Origin of the sequence: Cohnella sp. GCM10012308, assembly GCF_042649185.1 — a bacterium.
Taxonomy (GTDB): Bacteria; Bacillota; Bacilli; order Paenibacillales; family Paenibacillaceae; genus Cohnella.
The window spans coordinates 90,505-109,025 of sequence record NZ_JBHRYU010000032.1 but is presented as its reverse complement, the minus strand read 5'-3'; the positions used below and the strand labels follow the sequence as shown (position 1 = coordinate 109,025).

The 18,521-nt window shown below is 61.2% G+C and carries 14 protein-coding genes and 1 pseudogene; 11 read left to right on the top strand and 4 right to left on the bottom strand.

What is annotated here, in order from left to right:
• Both ACFOTD_RS27155 and ACFOTD_RS27150 read left to right on the top strand, forming a co-directional pair.
• Positions 1-232: pseudogene (locus ACFOTD_RS27155) on the top strand (transposase); the annotation flags it as partial.
• Between the two features lie 499 nt (positions 233-731).
• The gene (locus tag ACFOTD_RS27150; protein WP_378123081.1) at positions 732-1,415 is read left to right on the top strand and encodes a queuosine precursor transporter; all 684 of its coding nucleotides are present in this window, start codon (positions 732-734) and stop codon (positions 1,413-1,415) included.
• An 81-nt stretch (positions 1,416-1,496) separates the two neighbouring features.
• Here ACFOTD_RS27150 and ACFOTD_RS27145 read toward each other — a convergent pair whose 3' ends face one another.
• Both ACFOTD_RS27145 and ACFOTD_RS27140 read right to left on the bottom strand, forming a co-directional pair.
• Positions 1,497-2,492, bottom strand: coding sequence for an acrylyl-CoA reductase family protein (locus tag ACFOTD_RS27145; RefSeq protein ID WP_378123080.1), 996 nt, complete (start codon positions 2,490-2,492; stop codon positions 1,497-1,499).
• Between the two features lie 147 nt (positions 2,493-2,639).
• Positions 2,640-3,260 (bottom strand): TlpA family protein disulfide reductase, encoded by a 621-nt coding sequence (locus ACFOTD_RS27140; RefSeq protein ID WP_378123079.1) that lies wholly within the window; start codon positions 3,258-3,260, stop codon positions 2,640-2,642.
• 277 nt (positions 3,261-3,537) lie between these two features.
• Between ACFOTD_RS27140 and ACFOTD_RS27135 the strand changes: the two genes are divergently transcribed.
• Positions 3,538-4,782 carry an MFS transporter gene (locus ACFOTD_RS27135; RefSeq protein ID WP_378123078.1) on the top strand — a complete coding sequence of 415 codons (1,245 nt, stop codon included), beginning with the start codon at positions 3,538-3,540 and terminating at the stop codon, positions 4,780-4,782.
• Between the two features lie 75 nt (positions 4,783-4,857).
• Here the strand turns inward: ACFOTD_RS27135 and ACFOTD_RS27130 are convergent, their stop codons facing one another.
• The gene (locus ACFOTD_RS27130) at positions 4,858-6,360 is read right to left on the bottom strand and encodes a glycogen synthase (RefSeq protein WP_378123077.1); all 1,503 of its coding nucleotides are present in this window, start codon (positions 6,358-6,360) and stop codon (positions 4,858-4,860) included.
• Positions 6,357-7,532, bottom strand: coding sequence for a sugar ABC transporter substrate-binding protein (locus ACFOTD_RS27125; protein ID WP_378123076.1), 1,176 nt, complete (start codon positions 7,530-7,532; stop codon positions 6,357-6,359). Before ACFOTD_RS27125 ends, ACFOTD_RS27130 begins: the two co-directional genes overlap by 4 nt.
• 455 nt (positions 7,533-7,987) lie before the next feature.
• On the opposite strand from ACFOTD_RS27125, the gene ACFOTD_RS27120 reads away from it, so the two are divergent.
• From ACFOTD_RS27120 to ACFOTD_RS27085, 8 genes are all read left to right on the top strand, one after another.
• Positions 7,988-8,956 (top strand): ABC transporter permease, encoded by a 969-nt coding sequence (locus ACFOTD_RS27120; protein ID WP_378123075.1) that lies wholly within the window; start codon positions 7,988-7,990, stop codon positions 8,954-8,956.
• Positions 8,957-8,974: 18 nt separating this feature from the next.
• Positions 8,975-9,871: a carbohydrate ABC transporter permease gene (locus ACFOTD_RS27115; protein ID WP_378123074.1), complete on the top strand. Its 897-nt coding sequence runs from the start codon at positions 8,975-8,977 to the stop codon at positions 9,869-9,871.
• Positions 9,872-10,050: 179 nt separating this feature from the next.
• Complete coding sequence (locus ACFOTD_RS27110; RefSeq protein WP_378123088.1) at positions 10,051-11,841, top strand: type 2 periplasmic-binding domain-containing protein; 1,791 nt, start codon at positions 10,051-10,053, stop codon at positions 11,839-11,841.
• 200 nt (positions 11,842-12,041) lie between these two features.
• Positions 12,042-13,796, top strand: coding sequence for a sensor histidine kinase (locus ACFOTD_RS27105; RefSeq protein ID WP_378123073.1), 1,755 nt, complete (start codon positions 12,042-12,044; stop codon positions 13,794-13,796).
• Positions 13,774-15,201 (top strand): response regulator transcription factor, encoded by a 1,428-nt coding sequence (locus tag ACFOTD_RS27100; protein WP_378123072.1) that lies wholly within the window; start codon positions 13,774-13,776, stop codon positions 15,199-15,201. The genes ACFOTD_RS27105 and ACFOTD_RS27100 overlap by 23 nt, the downstream gene beginning before the upstream one ends.
• Positions 15,198-16,955: a type 2 periplasmic-binding domain-containing protein gene (locus ACFOTD_RS27095; protein ID WP_378123071.1), complete on the top strand. Its 1,758-nt coding sequence runs from the start codon at positions 15,198-15,200 to the stop codon at positions 16,953-16,955. The genes ACFOTD_RS27100 and ACFOTD_RS27095 overlap by 4 nt, the downstream gene beginning before the upstream one ends.
• A 199-nt stretch (positions 16,956-17,154) precedes the next feature.
• A complete protein-coding gene (locus tag ACFOTD_RS27090; RefSeq protein WP_378123070.1) occupies positions 17,155-17,613 on the top strand; it encodes an RrF2 family transcriptional regulator in 459 nt (152 codons plus the stop codon).
• 57 nt (positions 17,614-17,670) lie between these two features.
• Positions 17,671-18,510 carry a helix-turn-helix transcriptional regulator gene (locus ACFOTD_RS27085; protein ID WP_378123069.1) on the top strand — a complete coding sequence of 280 codons (840 nt, stop codon included), beginning with the start codon at positions 17,671-17,673 and terminating at the stop codon, positions 18,508-18,510.
• Positions 18,511-18,521 lie beyond the last annotated feature (11 nt).

Here is an 18,521-nt window from a genome sequence, read left to right as displayed (position 1 = left end):
ATACACTGCACCTGGGCGAGGCAGTGAAAAGTTCCATCAATTATTTAAACAGCGGACCGCGGTTGAGCGTGTCTTTGCCTATTTAAAACTTTATCTGGAATTAGGCACGACGCGAAAGCTTAAAAGACGTGCATTCGTAGATATGGACTTAAGTTGTCTCACATACAATGTATGCAAACTTGCAATAGATAAATTAAACAAGCGCATCCGCGAAGCAAAACCAGCCGCTTAACCTCAAAAAAAGGACTTCCCCAACATTGGCCTCATGCTTGGCTCCATGACCAAATTAATTATGAAATTGACTTTTTGTACATGCTTTTTCTGCCGACGAACGGCATTTCATCAAATACATGCAAATATGCAGGTAAATTCAAAACACAAACCGAAAATCGGGCTAGTGGAGGGAAATAATTGCGTATTTGCATCTATTTTGTACAAAAGGGCCGACAGCGGCATGAAAAGATGTATATTTGCAGGCATTGCGGCGAAAGGACGAAGCGATCGACGATTGGCCGATCCATCCGCAACGCTGTCGGTCGAGCCATCGCCAGGCGCTGCGCGAATGGCGTCCCGGATACCCGCCAACTCTACGTCAGGGCGATCGTCGATCGCCCTGGCGTTTTTTTTACTGGCGCGCGCGTAGCGCTATGCTATAATGGTAGGCATTGCTCCGGGACACGGAGCCGCGGTTCGAAAACTCCCGCGTCATCAAAACTAGGAGGAAGTCCAATATGTTTAACCTGCTCTGGGGCGTGGGATTCGTCGCGGTCAATTTCGCGTTGTTCCTCGTCTGCTACCGTCTGTTCGGCAAGAACGGGCTGTACACCTGGATCGGCGCCGCCACGCTGTTGGCCAACATCCAGGTCGTCAAGACGATCGAAATTTTCGGCATCGTCATGACGCTCGGCAACACTATCTACGCCACGATCTACCTCACCACCGACTTGCTGAACGAGAAGTACGGGGAAAAGGAAGCGCGGAAGGCGGTCTGGTTCGGCTTCTTCACGATGATCATGTCGCTTGTCATCATGCAGATGGTGCTTTATTTCAAGCCTGGCGCCGACGACTTCAGCCAAGATGCGTTGAAGACCATTTTCGGCATAACGCCGCGCATCGTACTCGGCAGCCTGTGCGCCTACTTCGTCAGTCAGTTCTTGGACGTGCGCATTTTCAGCCGCCTGAAGGTCGCTTACCCGAGCCGTTCCCAGCTGTGGATCCGCAACAACGGCAGCACGGGCATCAGCCAGCTCGTCGATACGCTCATTTTCAGCTCGATCGCCTTCATCGGCTTATATCCCTGGGACGTCTTCTGGGAGATTGCCATCACCACCTACGTGCTCAAGTTCGTTATTTCCGCCGCGTCGACGCCCGTCATCTATCTGGCCCGAAGCTTCAAGTTCGCGGACGAACGATAGGGTTTATATATGAAAAAAAAGGAAAGCCGAGCACGGATTGATTCCGCGCTCGGCTTTCCTTTTTCGCCATGCCTGCCGCCGTCATAGCTTCGCGATTACGCGTCCGCGCATCTCGCCGCGCAGGATAGCGCTGAGCGCGTCCGGCAGTTCCTCGAGCGCCACCTCGCGCGCGATCGCGTCGCTGAGGCCGGCCGGCTTCAGATCGTCCGCCATCCGTTCCCATGCGCGCAGCCGTTCCGGCATCGGGCAGAGCACCGAGTCGATGCCGAGAAGCTTCACGCCGCGCAAGATGAACGGATAGACGTTCGCGGCGAAGTCCGCGCCGCCCGTGAAGCCGCTCAGCGCGACGCCGCCGCCGTAGCGGACCGTGCCGAGCACGTCCAGCAGTGCCGGGCCGCCGACCGGGTCGACGGCGCCGGCCCAGCGCTCGCGCGCGATCGCTTTGCCTTCCGGCATGCGCAGCGCTTCCGGCGGCAAGAGCTCGCTCGCGCCGAGCCCCCGCAGGAAGGCCTGCGCCTCGGCGTCGGCCTTGCGCGAGCTGGCCGCCACCTCGTAGCCGAGGCCGGCCAGCATCGCGACCGCGACGCTGCCGACGCCGCCGGTGGCGCCCGTCACCAGGACGGGGCCTTGTCCTGACGCGAGGCCGGCCTCTTCGAGGCGCAGTATCGACAGCGCCGCCGTGAAGCCCGCCGTGCCGAAGGCCATCGCCTCCCGCGCCGTGAGGCCGGCGGGCAGCGGGACGACCCAGTCGGCCGGCACCTGCGCGATCTCGGCATAGCCGCCGTCCGCGGAGACGCCGAGGCCGTAACCCGTGACCAGCACCGAATCTCCCTCGCGGAACCGCGCGTCCTTCGAAGCGGCGATGGTGCCCGCCAGGTCGATGCCAGGCACGTGCGGGTAGCGCTTGACGACGTTGCCGCGCGGACTGACCGCCAGGGCGTCCTTATAGTTCACGCTGGAGTAAGCGACTTGAATGCGGACTTCGCCGTCCTGCAGAGACGGAATTTCTAATTCTTCGACTGAAGCGACAATCTCTTCGCCGCCTAATCTAGCTATCAACGCGCGATAATGCTTCATCTGGCATGCCTCCCCAGGCGGTGATGGCACGGCAATTCCCGCGCTTCGTTGCGTGCGCAAGACCGTATTCCTTCATTATTAACCGCCTGGGGACAGGTTGCAATGGCATTGGAGTGCATTGGAATGGGATGCCGGCGCCGGACGGGACTAATCGCGGCCCGCCGGCTTGAGCAGCGCGGCGATCCGACGCGCAAATTCTGTCTCGTCAAGCGCGCCGAGCGCTTCATCCGCAACGACGCCCCGGGCGTCGATGAACAGCGTCGTAGGAATCGGCCGGATGCGGTACAGCTCTCCGACGGTCCCCAGGCGGTCGAGCAGCACGGGAAACGCGAAATGCTGATCGGCTGCGAAGGAGCGTGCTGACGATTCGTCGTCGGAAGCGGTCAAATTGACGGCTACGACGGTCGCTGTGTCTTTGTAGTGCGCTGCGGTTTTGACGAGGGCCGAGGCTTCTTCTCTGCACGGGCCGCACCAGGAAGCCCAGAAGTTCAGAACGACCGGCTTGCCTCGATAGTCGGACAGGGAATGCGTGGCGCCGTCCAAGCCTTCGAGCGAGAAGTCCGGTGCCAACGCCAAAAGCTTGGGCGCCGCGGGACGTGCCGAGAGAGATACGTTTCGGGCGGCGGCTTCGCTGGCCCGTTCGTTTTGAGTTGAGGATTCGGGACTATTCGCGGCTAGCGAGGGACCGCGGTGAAACAGCATTAATACAATCGCAGCCGTCACGAAGACGGCGAGCAGCATCCAGTCGCGCAGCACTTTCTTTCGCACGTTCGGCCTAGCCTCCCCATGTCGCTTGATCATTGAGACATCCTCGAGAACGAGAACGAATAGGAAAGGTGTCTCAGTAGTCAATATGTCCGCTTCCAACGCCGGCAATCCCTAGGCGGGCCATCGACATCGCTGGGCAAAGGCGCTATTCAGTCATATATGCTTTATTCCGATAGCCCCGATCGATATTCTTCGCTTGACTTCGCGGCGAACCGCTCCTAAACTTTAATTTCATCAAGCGGAAAAATCCGAAAGAACCCGAAAGAAGGAATCATTCATGGCATCCACCGCATCGACGCGCGCCGAGCCGGGCAGCGCCCGCGACGCCTCTCTCGCCGTCATGCCCGTGCTGCTCTGCATCAGCTTCGTTCATATGATGAACGATTCCATGCAAGCGGTCGTCCCCGCGATGTTCACCGTTCTCGAAAAGTCGCTCAGCCTGTCGTTCGCCCAAGTGGGCTGGATCACGTTCGCGCTCAATATGACGTCTTCGGTCATGCAGCCGGTCGTCGGCGCCTACACGGATAAGACCGCAAGGCCTTACCTGCTGCCGCTCGGCATGTGCCTCAGCCTGATCGGCATGGTGGGCATCGCCTTCGCGCCGGCGTTCTGGAGCGTGCTGCTCGCGGTCATGTTCATCGGTCTCGGCTCTTCGATATTCCATCCTGAAGGCTCGCGAGTCGTTTACTTCGCGGCGGGCGGGAAGCGGGGACTGGCCCAATCGATCTATCAGGTCGGCGGCAACGCCGGCAGCTCGCTGGCGCCGCTCATGGCTGCGGTGATCTTTATCCCCTTCGGTCAGCATGGCGCGATCTGGGGGACGCTGTTCGCGGCATTCGCCATCGCAGCCTTGATGTGGCTGGTGCCGTGGTACAAGGGACAGCTGATCGCCTGGCGGGAAAAAAGCGAAGCGGCCAGCGCGAAGCGCAAAGCGGGCGCTGCTGCCGTCGCCGAGCTGACGAACCATCCGCGGGCCTTGTTTGCCATGACGTTGCTCGTCTTCATCGTATTCGGCCGCTCATGGTACCACTCGGGGATCAGCGGGTTTTACCAATTTTACCTGATCGACCACTACGGCTTGTCCAAGTCTTCCGCCCAGATCCCGCTGTTCCTGTTCCTCGCGACCGGCGTGGCGGGCACCTTCTTCGGCGGCGTCATGGCGGACCGGATCGGGCTCAAAAAAATGATCGTTCTCTCGATCGTGGGAGCGCTGCCCTTTTCGCTCGCGCTGCCGTACCTGCCGCTGTGGGCCGTCTATCCGGTCATCGCGATCATGGGCTTCATCCTGTTGTCCGGCTTCTCCGTCGCCGTCGTCTACGCGCAGCATCTGCTGCCCACCAAAGTCGGCATGGCCTCCGGCCTCACGACCGGCCTCGCCTTCGGCATGGGCGCTATCGGTGCCGTCGTGCTCGGCAAGGCCGCCGACGTCTACGGCATGTCCGAGGTCATGCAGACGATCGGCATTCTGCCGGTTGTGGGCTTCCTGGCCATGCTGCTGCCATCCGACCGCAAGCGAGCTTAAGCTCGTTAAAAAAGCCAAAGAGCGCCTTCGACTCCGCCGCAAGCGGACGGAAGGCGCTCTTGTGCATGGCTTCGGCTAGAACGACTGCGGAATCTCTTGGCCTTGCGCGTCGCTTTGACGTTGAAGTGCCGGCAGCTGTACCGCACGCGTATACAACTTCAAATATTGTTCCGTCGACTGCTCCCACCCGACCGGGTGCGTCATCGCGCGATACGTGAGGCTGCGCCATTCGTCCGGGCGGCGGTACACTTCGATCGCGCGCCGGACGGCGTCCAGCATAACCCATTGGCTCGCGTACTTGAACGCGAAGCCCGTGCCCGTCCCGCGCACGGGGTCGTAGGGCTCGACCGTATCCCGCAGGCCCCCGGTCTCGCGGATGATCGGCACGGCACCGTAGCGCATTCCGATCAGTTGGCTGATGCCGCACGCCTCCGTATAGGAAGGCATAAGGAATAAATCGGCCGCCGCGTAAGTCCGGTAGGCGCTCGTCTCGTCGTACGGGAGATAGCGCATCCGATTGGGGAACGCCTCCTGCATCGTACGGAACAGATGGTCGTAATAAGGAATGCCGTCGCCTACGACAATGAACTGCAGATCGTCCTTCAGCAGCTCGTGGTACGATTTCTCGATCAAGTACAAGCCCTTCGTAATCTCGAGCCGCGAGACGACGGCGACGACCGGCACATCGCTCCGTACGGGAAGTCCGAGCGCCTCCTGCAGCCGACGTTTGTTTTCCGCTTTGCCGGCCGGCCGCTCGGCGTCGTAGCCCGCGTAAAGGCGCGGATCGGCTGACGGATCGTTCGCTTCGGGATCGATGCCGTTCAGAATGCCCGTCAGACTCCGCCTGCGGCTGCGCAGCGATTCCGTCAGCGGCTCGATATTAAGCGGCGAAGTCTTGGAGATCTCGGCGGCATAGCTCGGGCTGACCGTACTCACGAGGTCTGCCGTCAGGATGCCGACCTTCATGCAATTGATCTGACCGTAGAAGCCGAGCCCGCGAGCGGCAAACGTGTCCCATTCGACGCCGAGCAGCCGCTTCGTCAGATCGCGGTGGAATACGCCCTGATACAGCATGGCATGAATGGTGAAAATCGTGCGCATGTTCCGGAAAAAGTCCTGTTGCCGGTAGCGTTCTTGTAGAAAATAGGGGACGAAGCCGGTCAGCCAATCGTTGCAGTGGACGATGTCCGGCCGGAACGCCAGCCTGGGCAGCGCCTCAAGGGCGGCGAGGCTGAAGAAAACGAATCGCTCCATCTCGTCTTCGTAGTCGTACAGGCGTTCGCGGTCGTAATAATGCGGAGCGTCGATCAAATAAACGAAGTTATCCCCGAAACGGACGGATTGGACGACGCAATCGGTCGTCCGGCCGGCGAAGGCAAGCGGAAAGGCGGCCTCCTGCCGCAGCAAGTGACCGAACCGTTCCTCTATGCCTCTGAACTTGGGCATGACGATACGAATGTCGCAGCCCCGCGCGCGGAGGGCCTTCGGCAAAAACGCGGACACGTCGGCCAGCCCGCCCGTTTTGGCGAACGGATACACCTCCGTGCTTACAAAAAGAACCGCAGGCTGAGCGCTCATTCGAATGCCTCCCTATTAAAGATAAACGTATCCGGATCGCGATGTTTTTCCTCCGTAATACAGCTGTCCGGCTGCTCCTGCGCCGCCGAAGCGAGCGCCTGCGCCGGCTCGTCCCGCAGCACCGCGAGCCGTCGCTCGACCGCCGACCAGAAGCCGATCATCGCCGGGTCGTTCGGCACGGCGACGGCGCCGTCGAGCAGTCCGAGGATGGCCGCGCGGTTCGGATCGCTTTGGGCCGCCAGCCGCTTGCGCGCCGCTTGGCCGGCCGGAATGCGCTGCGCCGCTTCGGCCCACAGCAGTTGGATGTCCTCGCTCAGCATGTAGCGCGTGAAGGCAAGGATGGCCTGCCGGCGGGGCGAATGGAGCGAATCGTTCGGATAGACGAGGCCGATGGACGATCGCAGCGCCGGGGCCGGCATGCCTTCGATCGCGGGCAGCGCTGCGACCTGCAGCCGGTCCCCCAAAAGCCGGTCGAGATGGTTGTATACCCACTCGCCGCCGATCATCGCCGCGAGCTTGCCCGCCGCGAACCGCTCGAGCAGCGCCGTCGATCCGTCGAGGCTGACGAGCGTGCCGCGCGCGAGCTTCTCCCGAACGAAATCGAGCGCTTGACGCATCGCAGCTTCCCTGTCGTCGCCGTTCCCGGGCAGCTTGCCTCCGAAGGCCATATAGAATGGCATGAACCAATACGACTGCGCCAGGTCGCCGCCGAGCGGAGCGATGCCTTGCCCGGCTAATACGGGAGCGGACCGTTCCAGCTCGTCCCATGAGGCGGGCGCCTCTGCGAGCACGCTTTTGTTCACATACATGACGAGATGATTGCCGGTCAGCACGGGCACGCCGTATACCTTCCGCCCGACCGCCATCGCTTCGAGTATGTCCGTGCCGATCTCCCGCTCGAAGTCGGCGAAGGGCGCCTCCGAGAGGAGCGCCGCTTCGGCGAACGCCGCCATATCCGCCGGCACGAGCGCCATATCAGGCGCGGCGCCCGTCTGCGCCGTGCGTTTGAGCCGTTCGGACAGCTCTCGCAGACTCATCGTTTCCAAGGCGATTTGGATGTTCTCTCTCTGGGCGAACCGCCTGCAAATCTCCTCCAGCGTCTCGACGGACGTATCGCCGGGTCCGTCGAATTCATGCCACAGCGTTAACCGGACAATATTGCTTTTCTCCACATCATCTACCTCCTGATTACAGTTGAATTGCCTTTTTTTGTATAGTCGGGCCCGCTTTTAAAATATAAAATATTTCATCTTCTGGCAAATTGTTTTTTACGCGGCTCGCCTCCCTGTTCCGACGTTTTTCCCGTGTCCGCGCGCTTAAGCCCGGAAGCGGGCGGTCTGGACAGGTAGAAATTCGTTTGCGCGGGGCGGAATCCCGTTCGATGTCTCGCGACAGCTGTCCCGCACGCAGCAACCGTTTTGTATCCCCTTACATATCCCGCGCTAGATACAATAAGAGGCGTAGAAGAGAGGAAAGGGACGGCGAAGTCGATGGATAGAAAACGCTTTCTCCAATTCATTCGACGCAGCGCTGCCTTTCAAACGTTCAAACGTCGCCAGCCTGCCGGCCGTCCTGATCGGTCCGAAGGCGCAGCTCGCAACCCCGCAACCCCAGAAGGAGGAATCTTATGAGTTCGGCTGTCGGCACTTCGCAGCATCCTCAGACCGTCGCCCAGCCAGCCGCCAAAAAACGCGGCATCGCGGAACGCTACCGATTGTTTTTGTATGCGCTTCCTTTCCTTGTGCTCGTTTTTATCTTCAGCTATATGCCGCTGTACGGCTGGATCTACTCGCTTTACAATTACCGCCCCGGCTTCAAGCTGAGCGACACGCCGTTCGTCGGCCTGCAATGGTTCCGCTCGATCTTCTCCAACCCGACGCAGACGCAAGAGGTGCTGCGGGTCATGAAGAACACCGTCGCCATGAGCACCCTCGGCATCGTGACTTCGGTGCTGCCGGTCGCCTTCGCGATCCTGCTGTCCGAGATCCGGTCGATGCGCTTCAAGAAGACGGTGCAGATCCTGACGACGCTGCCGAACTTCATCAGCTGGGTGCTCGTTTATGCCATCGCCTTCATGATGTTTAACGTGGATAACGGTCTCATCAACCGGCTCCTGATCGAGCTCGGACTTCAAGACCGCGGCTTCAACTACCTGGCCAACGACAGCCACACCTGGCTCGCCATGATTCTGTGGGCCACCTGGAAAGGGCTCGGCTGGGGCGCGATCATGTACATCGCGGCGATCACCGGGATCGACCAGGAGCAGTACGATGCGGCCAAGGTCGACGGCGCGGGCCGTTTCCGCCAGATGTGGAATATCACGGTGCCGGGCATCATGCCGACGTACTTCGTGCTGCTGCTGCTCTCGATCGCCAACTTCATCAACAACGGGATGGAGCAGTACTTCGTTTTCCAGAACCCGATCAACAAGGACCATATCGAAGTGCTTGACCTGTACGTCTACAACACGGGCATGCTCGGCACCAACTTCTCGTTCGCGACGGCCGTCAGCATGCTGAAGTCGATCATCAGCATCGGGCTGCTGTTCTTCGCCAACCGGCTGTCGAAGTGGGTTCGCGGGGAATCGATCATCTAAGCAAAGGAGGGGCCGAACTTGAAGATACGCAGCTCGACCGGGGACAAAGTGTTCCACACGTTCAACTATCTGTTCTTCGCCATCTTCACGCTGCTGTGCCTGTTCCCGTTCTATTACCTGTTCATCAATACGATCAGCAGCAACGACTTAAGCTCGAGAGGGCTCGTCATGTGGTACCCGAAGGAGATTCACTTCAATAACTACCTTCAGGTGCTGAAACTCAAAGGCTTGTCGCAGGCCGCGATCGTCTCCGTCGGACGTACGGTCATCGGGACGGTGGCTACGGTCGCGGGCTCCGCGTTCCTCGGCTACATTTTCACCAAGCGCAAGATGTGGGGCCGCACGTTCTGGTACCGGTTCATCATGATCACGATGTACTTCAACGCGGGCATCATCCCGTGGTACGTCATCATGCTGAAGCTGCACATGACGAACAACTTCATGGCTTACATTTTGCCGATGATCGTCTCGCCGTTTTACGTAATCCTGGTCAAAACGTTCGTCGAATCGCTGCCCGACGTGCTGCAGGAATCGGCCGAGATCGACGGCGCAGGGACGATGACGCTGTTCTTCCGCATCATCCTGCCGCTTATCATGCCGATCGCCGCCACCATCGCCATTTTCGCCGCCGTCACGCAGTGGAACTCCTTTATCGACACCGTATTCCTCATGACTAACCAGAAATACTACACGCTTCAGTTCGTGCTCTACAAGTATCTGAACGAATCCAACTCGCTCGCGGCCATCATCCGCAGCAGCGGGGGATCGGCGAACGTCGACCTGTCCAAGATGCAGACGGCGACCTCGATTCGCACGACCGTCTCGATGATCGTAGTCATCCCGATTTTGTTCGTGTATCCGTTCTTCCAGCGGTTTTTCGTCAAAGGCATCATGATCGGCGCAGTTAAAGGCTGACGGTCGAAACGCCGGCGCATGGTCGCCGGCAGGCACCGGCAATCCCCGACAGTCCAGCGGGCCCACCTAAGGAGGTGAATCCGGAGCCCGCGATGTGACCGGAATGGCAGACAGCTCCATGCTCTAGACCGCGTTTACCAATAGCTATCTATCAAAGGGAGGACTACCCCGTGGTTCAGATGAAAAAGAAAAAAGCGCTAACCGCATCCGTCGCCGTTCTGCTCGCAACGAGCCTCGCAGCCTGCTCCGGCGGCAACAATAACAACAACGCTTCGCCATCCGCGGCGCCGTCCGGCTCGGCATCGTCCGGCGCTTCTGCAAGCGCTTCCGCTTCGAGCGCGCCGCAGCGCGACGCGTACAAGATCGACGTGTTCTCGATGCTCTCCAACTTCTCGGGCGAGCAGCAGGGCTGGTTCGCCAAGGTCGTCAAGGATAAATTCAACCTCGACCTCAACATCATCTCCTCGAATCTCGAGGGCGGCGGCGACGTGAAGTTCTCCGCGATGATGTCCGCGGGCAGCCTGGGCGACCTGGTCGTGTTCGGCGACGACGGGCAGAAGTATCAGGACGCGATCAAGGCGGGCATGCTGCTCGACTGGACGCAGGACGGCTTGCTCGACAAGTACGGACCGAACCTGTTGAAGTATGCGCCTCAAGCGATCGAGAAGAACAAGGTCAACTTCGGCGGCGGCTCCAAGGTATACGGCATCGGCTTCGACGTCGGCGAAGGAGACGGTCCTTCCGAGGGCAAGGACATGACCTACAACCCCAATCTTCGCTTCGACCTGTACCAGAAGGCCGGCAGTCCGAAGATTACGAAGATGGAGGACTACCTCCCCGTGCTCAAGAAAATGCAGGAGCTGGAGCCGAAGAGCGACTCGGGCCGGCCGACGTACGCTTTCTCGATGTGGCAGGACTGGGACGGCAATATGATGATGAACACCAAAGCCTGGGCGGGTCTGAACGGCTTCGACGAGGGAGACGGCTTCAACAACGGCGGCTTCACGCTGATATCGGCCGACAAGAGCGAAGTGCAAGGCGTGCTCGACGAGGACGGCTACTACATGCGCGGCCTGAAGCTGTACTTCGACGCGAACCAAATGGGACTGGTCGATCCGGACTCCATGACGCAGAAGTTCGACGACGTCGTCAACAAGATGACGGACGGCCAGCTGCTGTTTACCTGGTTCCCGTGGCTCAACACGTACAATACGCCTGAACGTCTCGCCGAGGGCAAGGGCTTCGCGCTCGTGCCGTTCGAAGAAGAGCGCACGTTCTCCTACGGCTACAATCCGTACGGCGGCAACCGCGTCTGGGCGATCGGCGCCAAGGCGAAGCATCCGGAGCGCGTCCTCGAATTCCTCGACTGGATGTACAGCCCTGAAGGCACGATGATCGCCAACTACGGTCCGGAAGGCCTCAACTGGAAGCTGGAGAACGGCAAGCCCGTCCTGACGGACTTCGGCAAGCAGGCGCTCCCGTCCAACGCTACGGCGGTACCTGAAGCGTTCGGCGGCGGCACGTGGAAGGACGGCCAGAACCAAATCAACAACACGACCCTCAAGATGACCAGCATCAATCCGGAGACGGGCGATCCTTACGACTACACGCTGTGGACCTCGACGCTCGCACAAGCGCCGAACAAGCTGGAGGAAAACTGGAGAGCCGCGATGGGCGGCGCGACGAGCGCCAAGGATTATCTGCAGAAGAACGACAAGATCGCGATCAACAAACAAATCTTCACCGGCACCGCGCCGGAGGTCATCTCCGACGATCTGTCGCAGAAGCAAGGCCAGGTCGCGCAGGTCATCAAGCAATATTCCTGGAAGATGGTGTTCGCGAAGAACCAGGCCGAGTTCGACAAGCTGAAAAAGGAAATGATTACGAAGGCCAAGGGTCTCGGCTACGACGACGTCTTTAACTGGAACAAATCGCAAAACGAGAAAGTATTCGAATACCGCAGCAAGTAAGCGTCGCGCTACATCGGACTAAAGCTTATCGCCGCCCTCGCAGGGGGACGGCGGTAAGCTTTTCCGGCATTGCGGCGAGGAAACGGCTTCCGCTGTCGGGAGGCCGCGCAATTTGTTAAACTAGAAAGCGTATACAGGGGCGGCGAGCCCGACGCAACGAGAGGGGATGCACGCAACTGTTCCTGTCACGATATCTGAAGATGCCTCATCCCTTCAAGTCCGGCACGCTGAGGCGCACGCTCGTCATCTATTTGCTGATCGCCTGCCTGTTTCCGCCAATCTTGTTCTCGGCCTACACGTATTCGTCGCTGCACTCCATCCTGACGGGCAAGATCCGCAGCGGCATCGACGCGAGCCTCAAGCAGGAGGCGACGGGGATGGAGAACATGCTGAACGACCTGGACTTCGTCTCCAAGCAGTTCGCGCTGGACGGGCGGCTGGCCGAGCTGGTCAACCGTTATCTGAAGGCGAGCCAGACCTACGACAAGGCGGAGATCAAGCAGGATATCGAGGACAGCCTGAATCTGGTCAACTTCACGAGTCCGAACGTGGGGCTCACCGTTTACTACATGCCGAAAGCCGCGGAGCCGGTGTTGTTCAACAACCTGCCGGTCGCAGACGGCTTCTCGATCGACAACCTGCCGCCGTTCGTGCAGTACAAGGGCGCCGTTTTCCACGGACCTCACCGCACGCAATACAAGAACAGCGACAACACCGTCATCTCGTCCCTGCGCGTCGTGCGCACGGAGCAACAGAAGCCGGTTTACATTTATTTGGAGTCGAACTACAATCTTTTCCGCAAAATCTTAAACAGCGCGCTTTACGGCATGAAGGTATCGCATTACGTGTTCGACGAGGAAGGCGACGCGCTGTTCGCGGACGACGGCGAGCCGCCGCTCGATCCGGGGCAGCTGCGCTACGAAGAGATCGCCGCCTTGAACGGCGGGCCCTACCGCGGCTACTATCTGTTCGGCTACGAGAGCCCGCAGGGCTGGAAGCTGATGACGGCCGTCAGCAAAAACGAATTCAACCGGGAGATCAACGACTGGTTTCGGCGGCTGGCGCTGTTGTTCGCCTTCGCGTTCGGATTCGCGATCGTGCTCGCGATGCTCGTCTGGCGCAAGGTATACGGGTCTATCAGGAAGGTGAACCGCGAGATCGTCCGCATGACCCGGGACCGGGAGGCGCCGGTCCAATATATGAAGGTAGAGGAGTTCGACCAGCTCCTCGGCAGCTTCCAGGATATGAAGACGACGGTCAACGGGCTGATCCTGGAGATCGGCCAGAACGAACGGGCCAAGTACCAGCTGGAGACGGAGAAGCTGCTGAGCCAGATCAACCCGCATTTCCTCCACAACACGCTTAATACGGTGCAGTGGGTCGCCAGAGCGGGCGGCCAGGAGGAGATCGACCGGATCGTGACGCTGCTCGTCCAGGTGCTCCAATACAATATGGGTAAAAACAGCCTGATCGTCACCGTCGGGCAGGAGCTCGAGGCGCTGCGCCATTATATCGAGCTGCAAAGCTACCGTTACGAGGACGAGCTGACCTTCAGCATCGACGTGGAGCCGGGCACGGAGTCGATCGCGATGCCGCGCTTCCTGCTGCAGCCGCTCGTAGAGAACGCGATCTACCACGGGCAGAGCGAGGAAGGCGGAGAGATCCGCATCGTCGTCGAGCGGCAGCCGGACGCGCCCGGCATGCTGACGCTCAAGGTGACCGACAACGGTCCGGGCATGAACGACGAGACGCTTGCCGCGCTGCTCGAGGACGAGGGCGCCTCCCGCAGAGGGATGGGCATCGGCCTCAAGTACGTCAAGCGGCTGCTCGAGAGCTACTACGGCAGCGGCGACCTGCTGCGCATCCGCAGCGCGCCGGGCGAGGGAACGACGCTGTCCGTGCACATACCGATTCGAAGCGAGGTGGAGCTCTATGATCAAAGCGCTGGTCGTTGACGACGAGAAACGCGTGCGGCGAGGATTTATCGCGCTGCCGGATTGGTCGGCCTACGGCATTTCCATCGTCGGCGAGGCGAAGGACGGGGCGTCCGCGCTGACGCTGCTCGGCGAGCGCGAGATCGACATGATGTTCGTCGATATCGGAATGCCCGGCATGTCGGGCTTCGAGCTGATCGACCAGGCCCGGAGCCGCTATCCGAAAACGAAGGCCGTCATTCTGACCTGCTACCACGAGTTCGATTACGTGCAGGAGGCGCTGCGGCTTGGCGCGATCGACTACATCGTCAAGACGCTGCTCAACAAGAGCAACGTAGACGAGACGCTGCAGCGCATCGTCAAGCGCTTCGAATGGGAGCGGCGCCATACGTCGGCGCCGGCGCAGCGCCCGTTCGAAGCGGCGATGGTGCTGGCGCCCAAAGGACGCGCGGCGAGGGACGAGACGCCGCCGGCAAGTCTGGCGCCCGAGTGCAAGGCGCGCAGGCTCGAGGGCGGTCTCTGGATCTGGACCGCAGCAGCAGATCAGGCGGAGGCTTGGCTGCGCGAGCTGCCGGCGCATGTCGCGGACAAATGGCAGGCCGCGCTCGTGACCGCCGGCGCCGACGAGCGCGTCTCGGCGCGGGAGGCGGAGCGCGCGATCGCGGAGCGGCTGCCGGTGCGTCTGTTCTATCGCGGGAGCGGCGACGCGGGGGAGCGGGGGATCACGCTGAGCGAGCTCAAGGCCGCAGCGGGGCCGGCGCCGGCGGAGCTGGACGCGGCGTTCGCGGAGTGGTCCGAGTGCCGCTGGCTGCTCTACGGCGAGGACTGGCGCAAGTTCGCCGCGCAGGTCGAGCAGTGGCAGGTCGATCCGGCGCGCCTGCAGGAGTGGCTTCGCTCGCTTGCGGCCGACGGGGCTTCGTATCTGGGATGGCGCGGGGGAGCGGGAGACGAGGACGGGCTGGCGGACGTTCTCGGGGATCCCGAAGCGCTGTGCGATTGGAAGCAGTGGAAAAGCTGGCTGTCCGCCGCGGCGCTGCTTACCCAGCAGCGGCTTGCCGAGCTGTCGCTGTCGCGGGAGGTATTCGGCAGCCTCATCCGTGCCGTACTTTATATGAAGGGCAACGCCGGACATGACCTGAACCAGGACGAAGTGGCGCGCCGCATCGGCATGAGCCGCAGCTACTTCAGCCAGTGCTTCAAGAAGTTCGCGTCCGGCGAAGCGTTCGGCGATGCGCTACGCAAGCTTCGGCTGACGGCGGCGAAGGAGCTGCTGATCGGGACGGACCTGCCCATCCGCGACATCGCGGGGCGGGTCGGCTTCGAGGACGACAAGTACTTCAGCCGTTTGTTCCGCGACCGGACGGGATTGCTCCCGTCCGAGTACCGGAGCGCGGGCCAGGAGCTGCACGAAGGAGGCCGTCCGTGAACGCCGCCTCGAACAAGCCCCGCGATGGGCGCTTCGTCGGGGAAAAGCAACAGGGAGAGCAAAACCGCGTCCGCGGTGCCGCCTCGACCGGCGCCGCGGCGGCCGCGGCGAAAATTGCCTGCGCGCTGGCGGTCTGCGCCCTTGCGTTGACCGCCTGCTTCGGAGGCGGCGAAGGCAAGGCGAAGGACGACGCGAGCGCCAGCGTGGATCCGGCCGACCGTCAGGCTTTCGCCAAGTACGAGACGCCGGTCGCGATGCGCATTCCGCATCAATATTCGGATATCGTCCTGCCTGAAGGCGATACGAGCGAGAACAACTTCGTAAGCCGATATCTCGGCGAGCAGACCGGCATCTCGATCAAGTACGCGTGGGAGACGCCGAGCGGCGCGCAGTACGCGGCCACGATGAACTACGCCATCCGCAGCGGGGACTTGCCGGACGCCTTCGTCGTCGACCGGCAGCAGTTCCGCGAGCTGACGCAGGCCGGCGAGCTGGCCGATCTGACGCAGACATACGGCGAGTACGCGTCCAAGCTCGTCAAGTCGATCTATGACGCCACTGGCGGCAAGGCGCTCCAGGAGGCGTCGATCGACGGACGCCTGTACGGGCTGCCGAACGTCGCGATCGAAGCGGACGCGCCGACGTACCTGTGGGTGCGCCAGGACTGGCTGGACAAGCTCGGCCTCGCGGCTCCCAAGACGCTGGACGATATCTCCAGGATCGCGAAGGCGTTCCGGCAGCTCGATCCGGATGGCAACGGCAAAGCCGATACGGTGGGCATTCCGGTCGACCGCGGCATGGTCTACGGGGAGAAGACGGGCAATAACGGGCTGAACGGCGTCTTCGCGGCTTTCGAAGCCTATCCGCGCAAGTGGATCGCTGGCTCGGACGGACGGCCCGTCTACGGGTCGGTCCAGCGCGAGGCCAAGGACGCCCTCAAGCTGCTCGCGCAGTGGTACAAGGACGGCGTGCTGGACCAGCAATTCATGCTGCGGCAGGATTCGCAGGACTTGGTGACGGAGAACAAGACGGGCATTTTCTTCGGACCGTGGTGGGCGCCTTATTATCCGTTATCCAAGTCGATCTCCCAGGATACGAAGGCGGATTGGCGGGTTTACGCCGTGCCGCTGGATGAGACGGGACGCTTTAACGTGAGCGACTCGCCGGTCACCGACCGCTATCTGGTCGTCCGCAAGGGCTACGAGCATCCCGAAGCCGCGCTCAAGCTGCTGAACGTGTTCACGCGGATCGAGCGCAATCAGGACCCGGGAGCCAAAGGGCTGCTGGCGGTGACCGAGCAGCTCGATACGCAGCTTCGCAATTATTATCCGTTCGACCTGCTGCTCGATTATCCCGACGCGATCGCCCAGCGTCACGACTGGTTAGCGGAGGCGCTTGACGGCAAGCTCGATCCCGGGCAGCTGGACCAGGAGACCAAGCGGCTGTACGACGACGCCCAGACCGAGCGGGAGTATCCGCGCAAAAACCTGGACGCCTGGGCGGGCTCGACCGCCTATCAGCTGTGGGGCAGCGTCGGGCGGGCCGAGTCGGTCAAGGTCGCGAGCTTCTTCGCGGACCCGCCGCCGTCGCTCGCGACGATGTGGACGAACTTGCAGAGTCTTGAGACGGAGACGTACGCGAAGATCATCACGGGAGAGCTGCCGCTGTCGGCGTTCGACGCGTTTGCGCAGCGCTGGCACGCGGAGGGCGGCGACAAGATGACCGAGGCGGTGCGGGAGGCGAACCGCGGGTAGGGCTCGCCCTGCGGCTCCGGCGAGGTCGTGATAGCCGATAAAATCGGCTAACGGCATGCTGCGCAGACGCGGCGGGGCGCTCCTAACGAAGTCCTTTAGGGACCGCCCGGACAAGCGATGCCCTTGCTTAGAGACATCTCATGCCCCAATGCGCTATACTGTGTTAATAATAAGCGATTACGCCGATGGAGGTGTGTTTATGGCAATCGATAAATGCGGAGGCGTGGCGACGCCGAGATGGTTCGGTTACGCGCTGCAGTCCCTCGTTTACTTGGCCCATCACGCCGACCGGGACGACCGCTGTCCGAGCGGCGAGATCGCGGGGAATTGTGCGACGGAGGCGACGCTTATGCGGCGAATCCTCTCCCGTCTGGCCAGGGCGCAGATCGTAGGCGCGCGCGAGGGCAGAGAAGGCGGATACTTCCTCCTCAAGCCGCCGGAGGCCATCACGCTCGGCGAGGTGTACCGGGCGCTCGAAATCGCGGAGCCGCTGCACAGCGGGATGCTGGACAGCGCGGACGACTGCACCGCGCTCGGTTCAGGCATGAAGGAGGCGTTCGGCGACGTCATTCGCGAGACCGAGCGCAAGATGATGGAGGTGCTCGACGGCCGCACGATCGCGGACATGATCGGGCAAGTCTTCGGGCAGAAGGTATAATTCGCGGGCGGCGGTGCCGCCCTTTATATTTTGCGGAAAGGTCGAGGCAGCGCGAACATGTTCTATACTTGCGAACAATTGGCTGAAGCTTTCGAAGGTGCGAATCTGTCCGTACACGGCGTCTACCGCACGACCCTCGCGGCCGATTCGGCTTACACGGGGCACGTAGAGCGGCCGACGTCCAAATGCGCGGTCATTATCGGTCTGAGCGGTCAGGCCGATTTTATTTTTGACGGCGAAGAACGGCATACGATCGAGACGGGCGCCGCGCTGATCGGCGGGCTTAACAAACGGCTCGAGATCCGGACCGGCGGCGAGAAATTTGAATACGGGCTCGTCCACTACCTGCCGGAGCCGCCGCTCGGCGAAGCGGCGCAGGCGCTAAGCGCCGTCTCGGCGCTTCGCGTAGGCGCGGATCCCGAGCACCGCCTGCTGCTGGAGCAGCTGCTGCGTGCGGCTTCGCTTCCCGACGATATGGCCCGTCTCGAGAAAAAGACGTTATTCTACCAGCTCGTGAATCGGCTGCTCGTCGCCGCGCGGGCGGTCAAGCATGGGGGGGCCGCATCGGAAATGGTGGGGGAGACGCTAGAGCTGATTCACGCGCACTATGCGGAGCCGATTACCCTTCACCGGCTGGCGGAGCGGCATGGACTCGGGCCCAAGTATTTCTCGGCGCAGTTCCGCAGATATATGGGGATGGGACCGATCGATTATCTGATCCGGTACCGGATGAACCGCGCCCAGGAGCTTCTGGCGACCGGATCTTATACCGTGCTTGCGGTGGCGAAAAGCGTTGGCTATCCCGACGCGTACTACTTCAGCCGGCTGTACAAAAAGCATAAAGGACAATCGCCCGGCGAGGTCGGACTGAAGCATAGACGAAATCGTCCATCCTGATCGCGAACTTT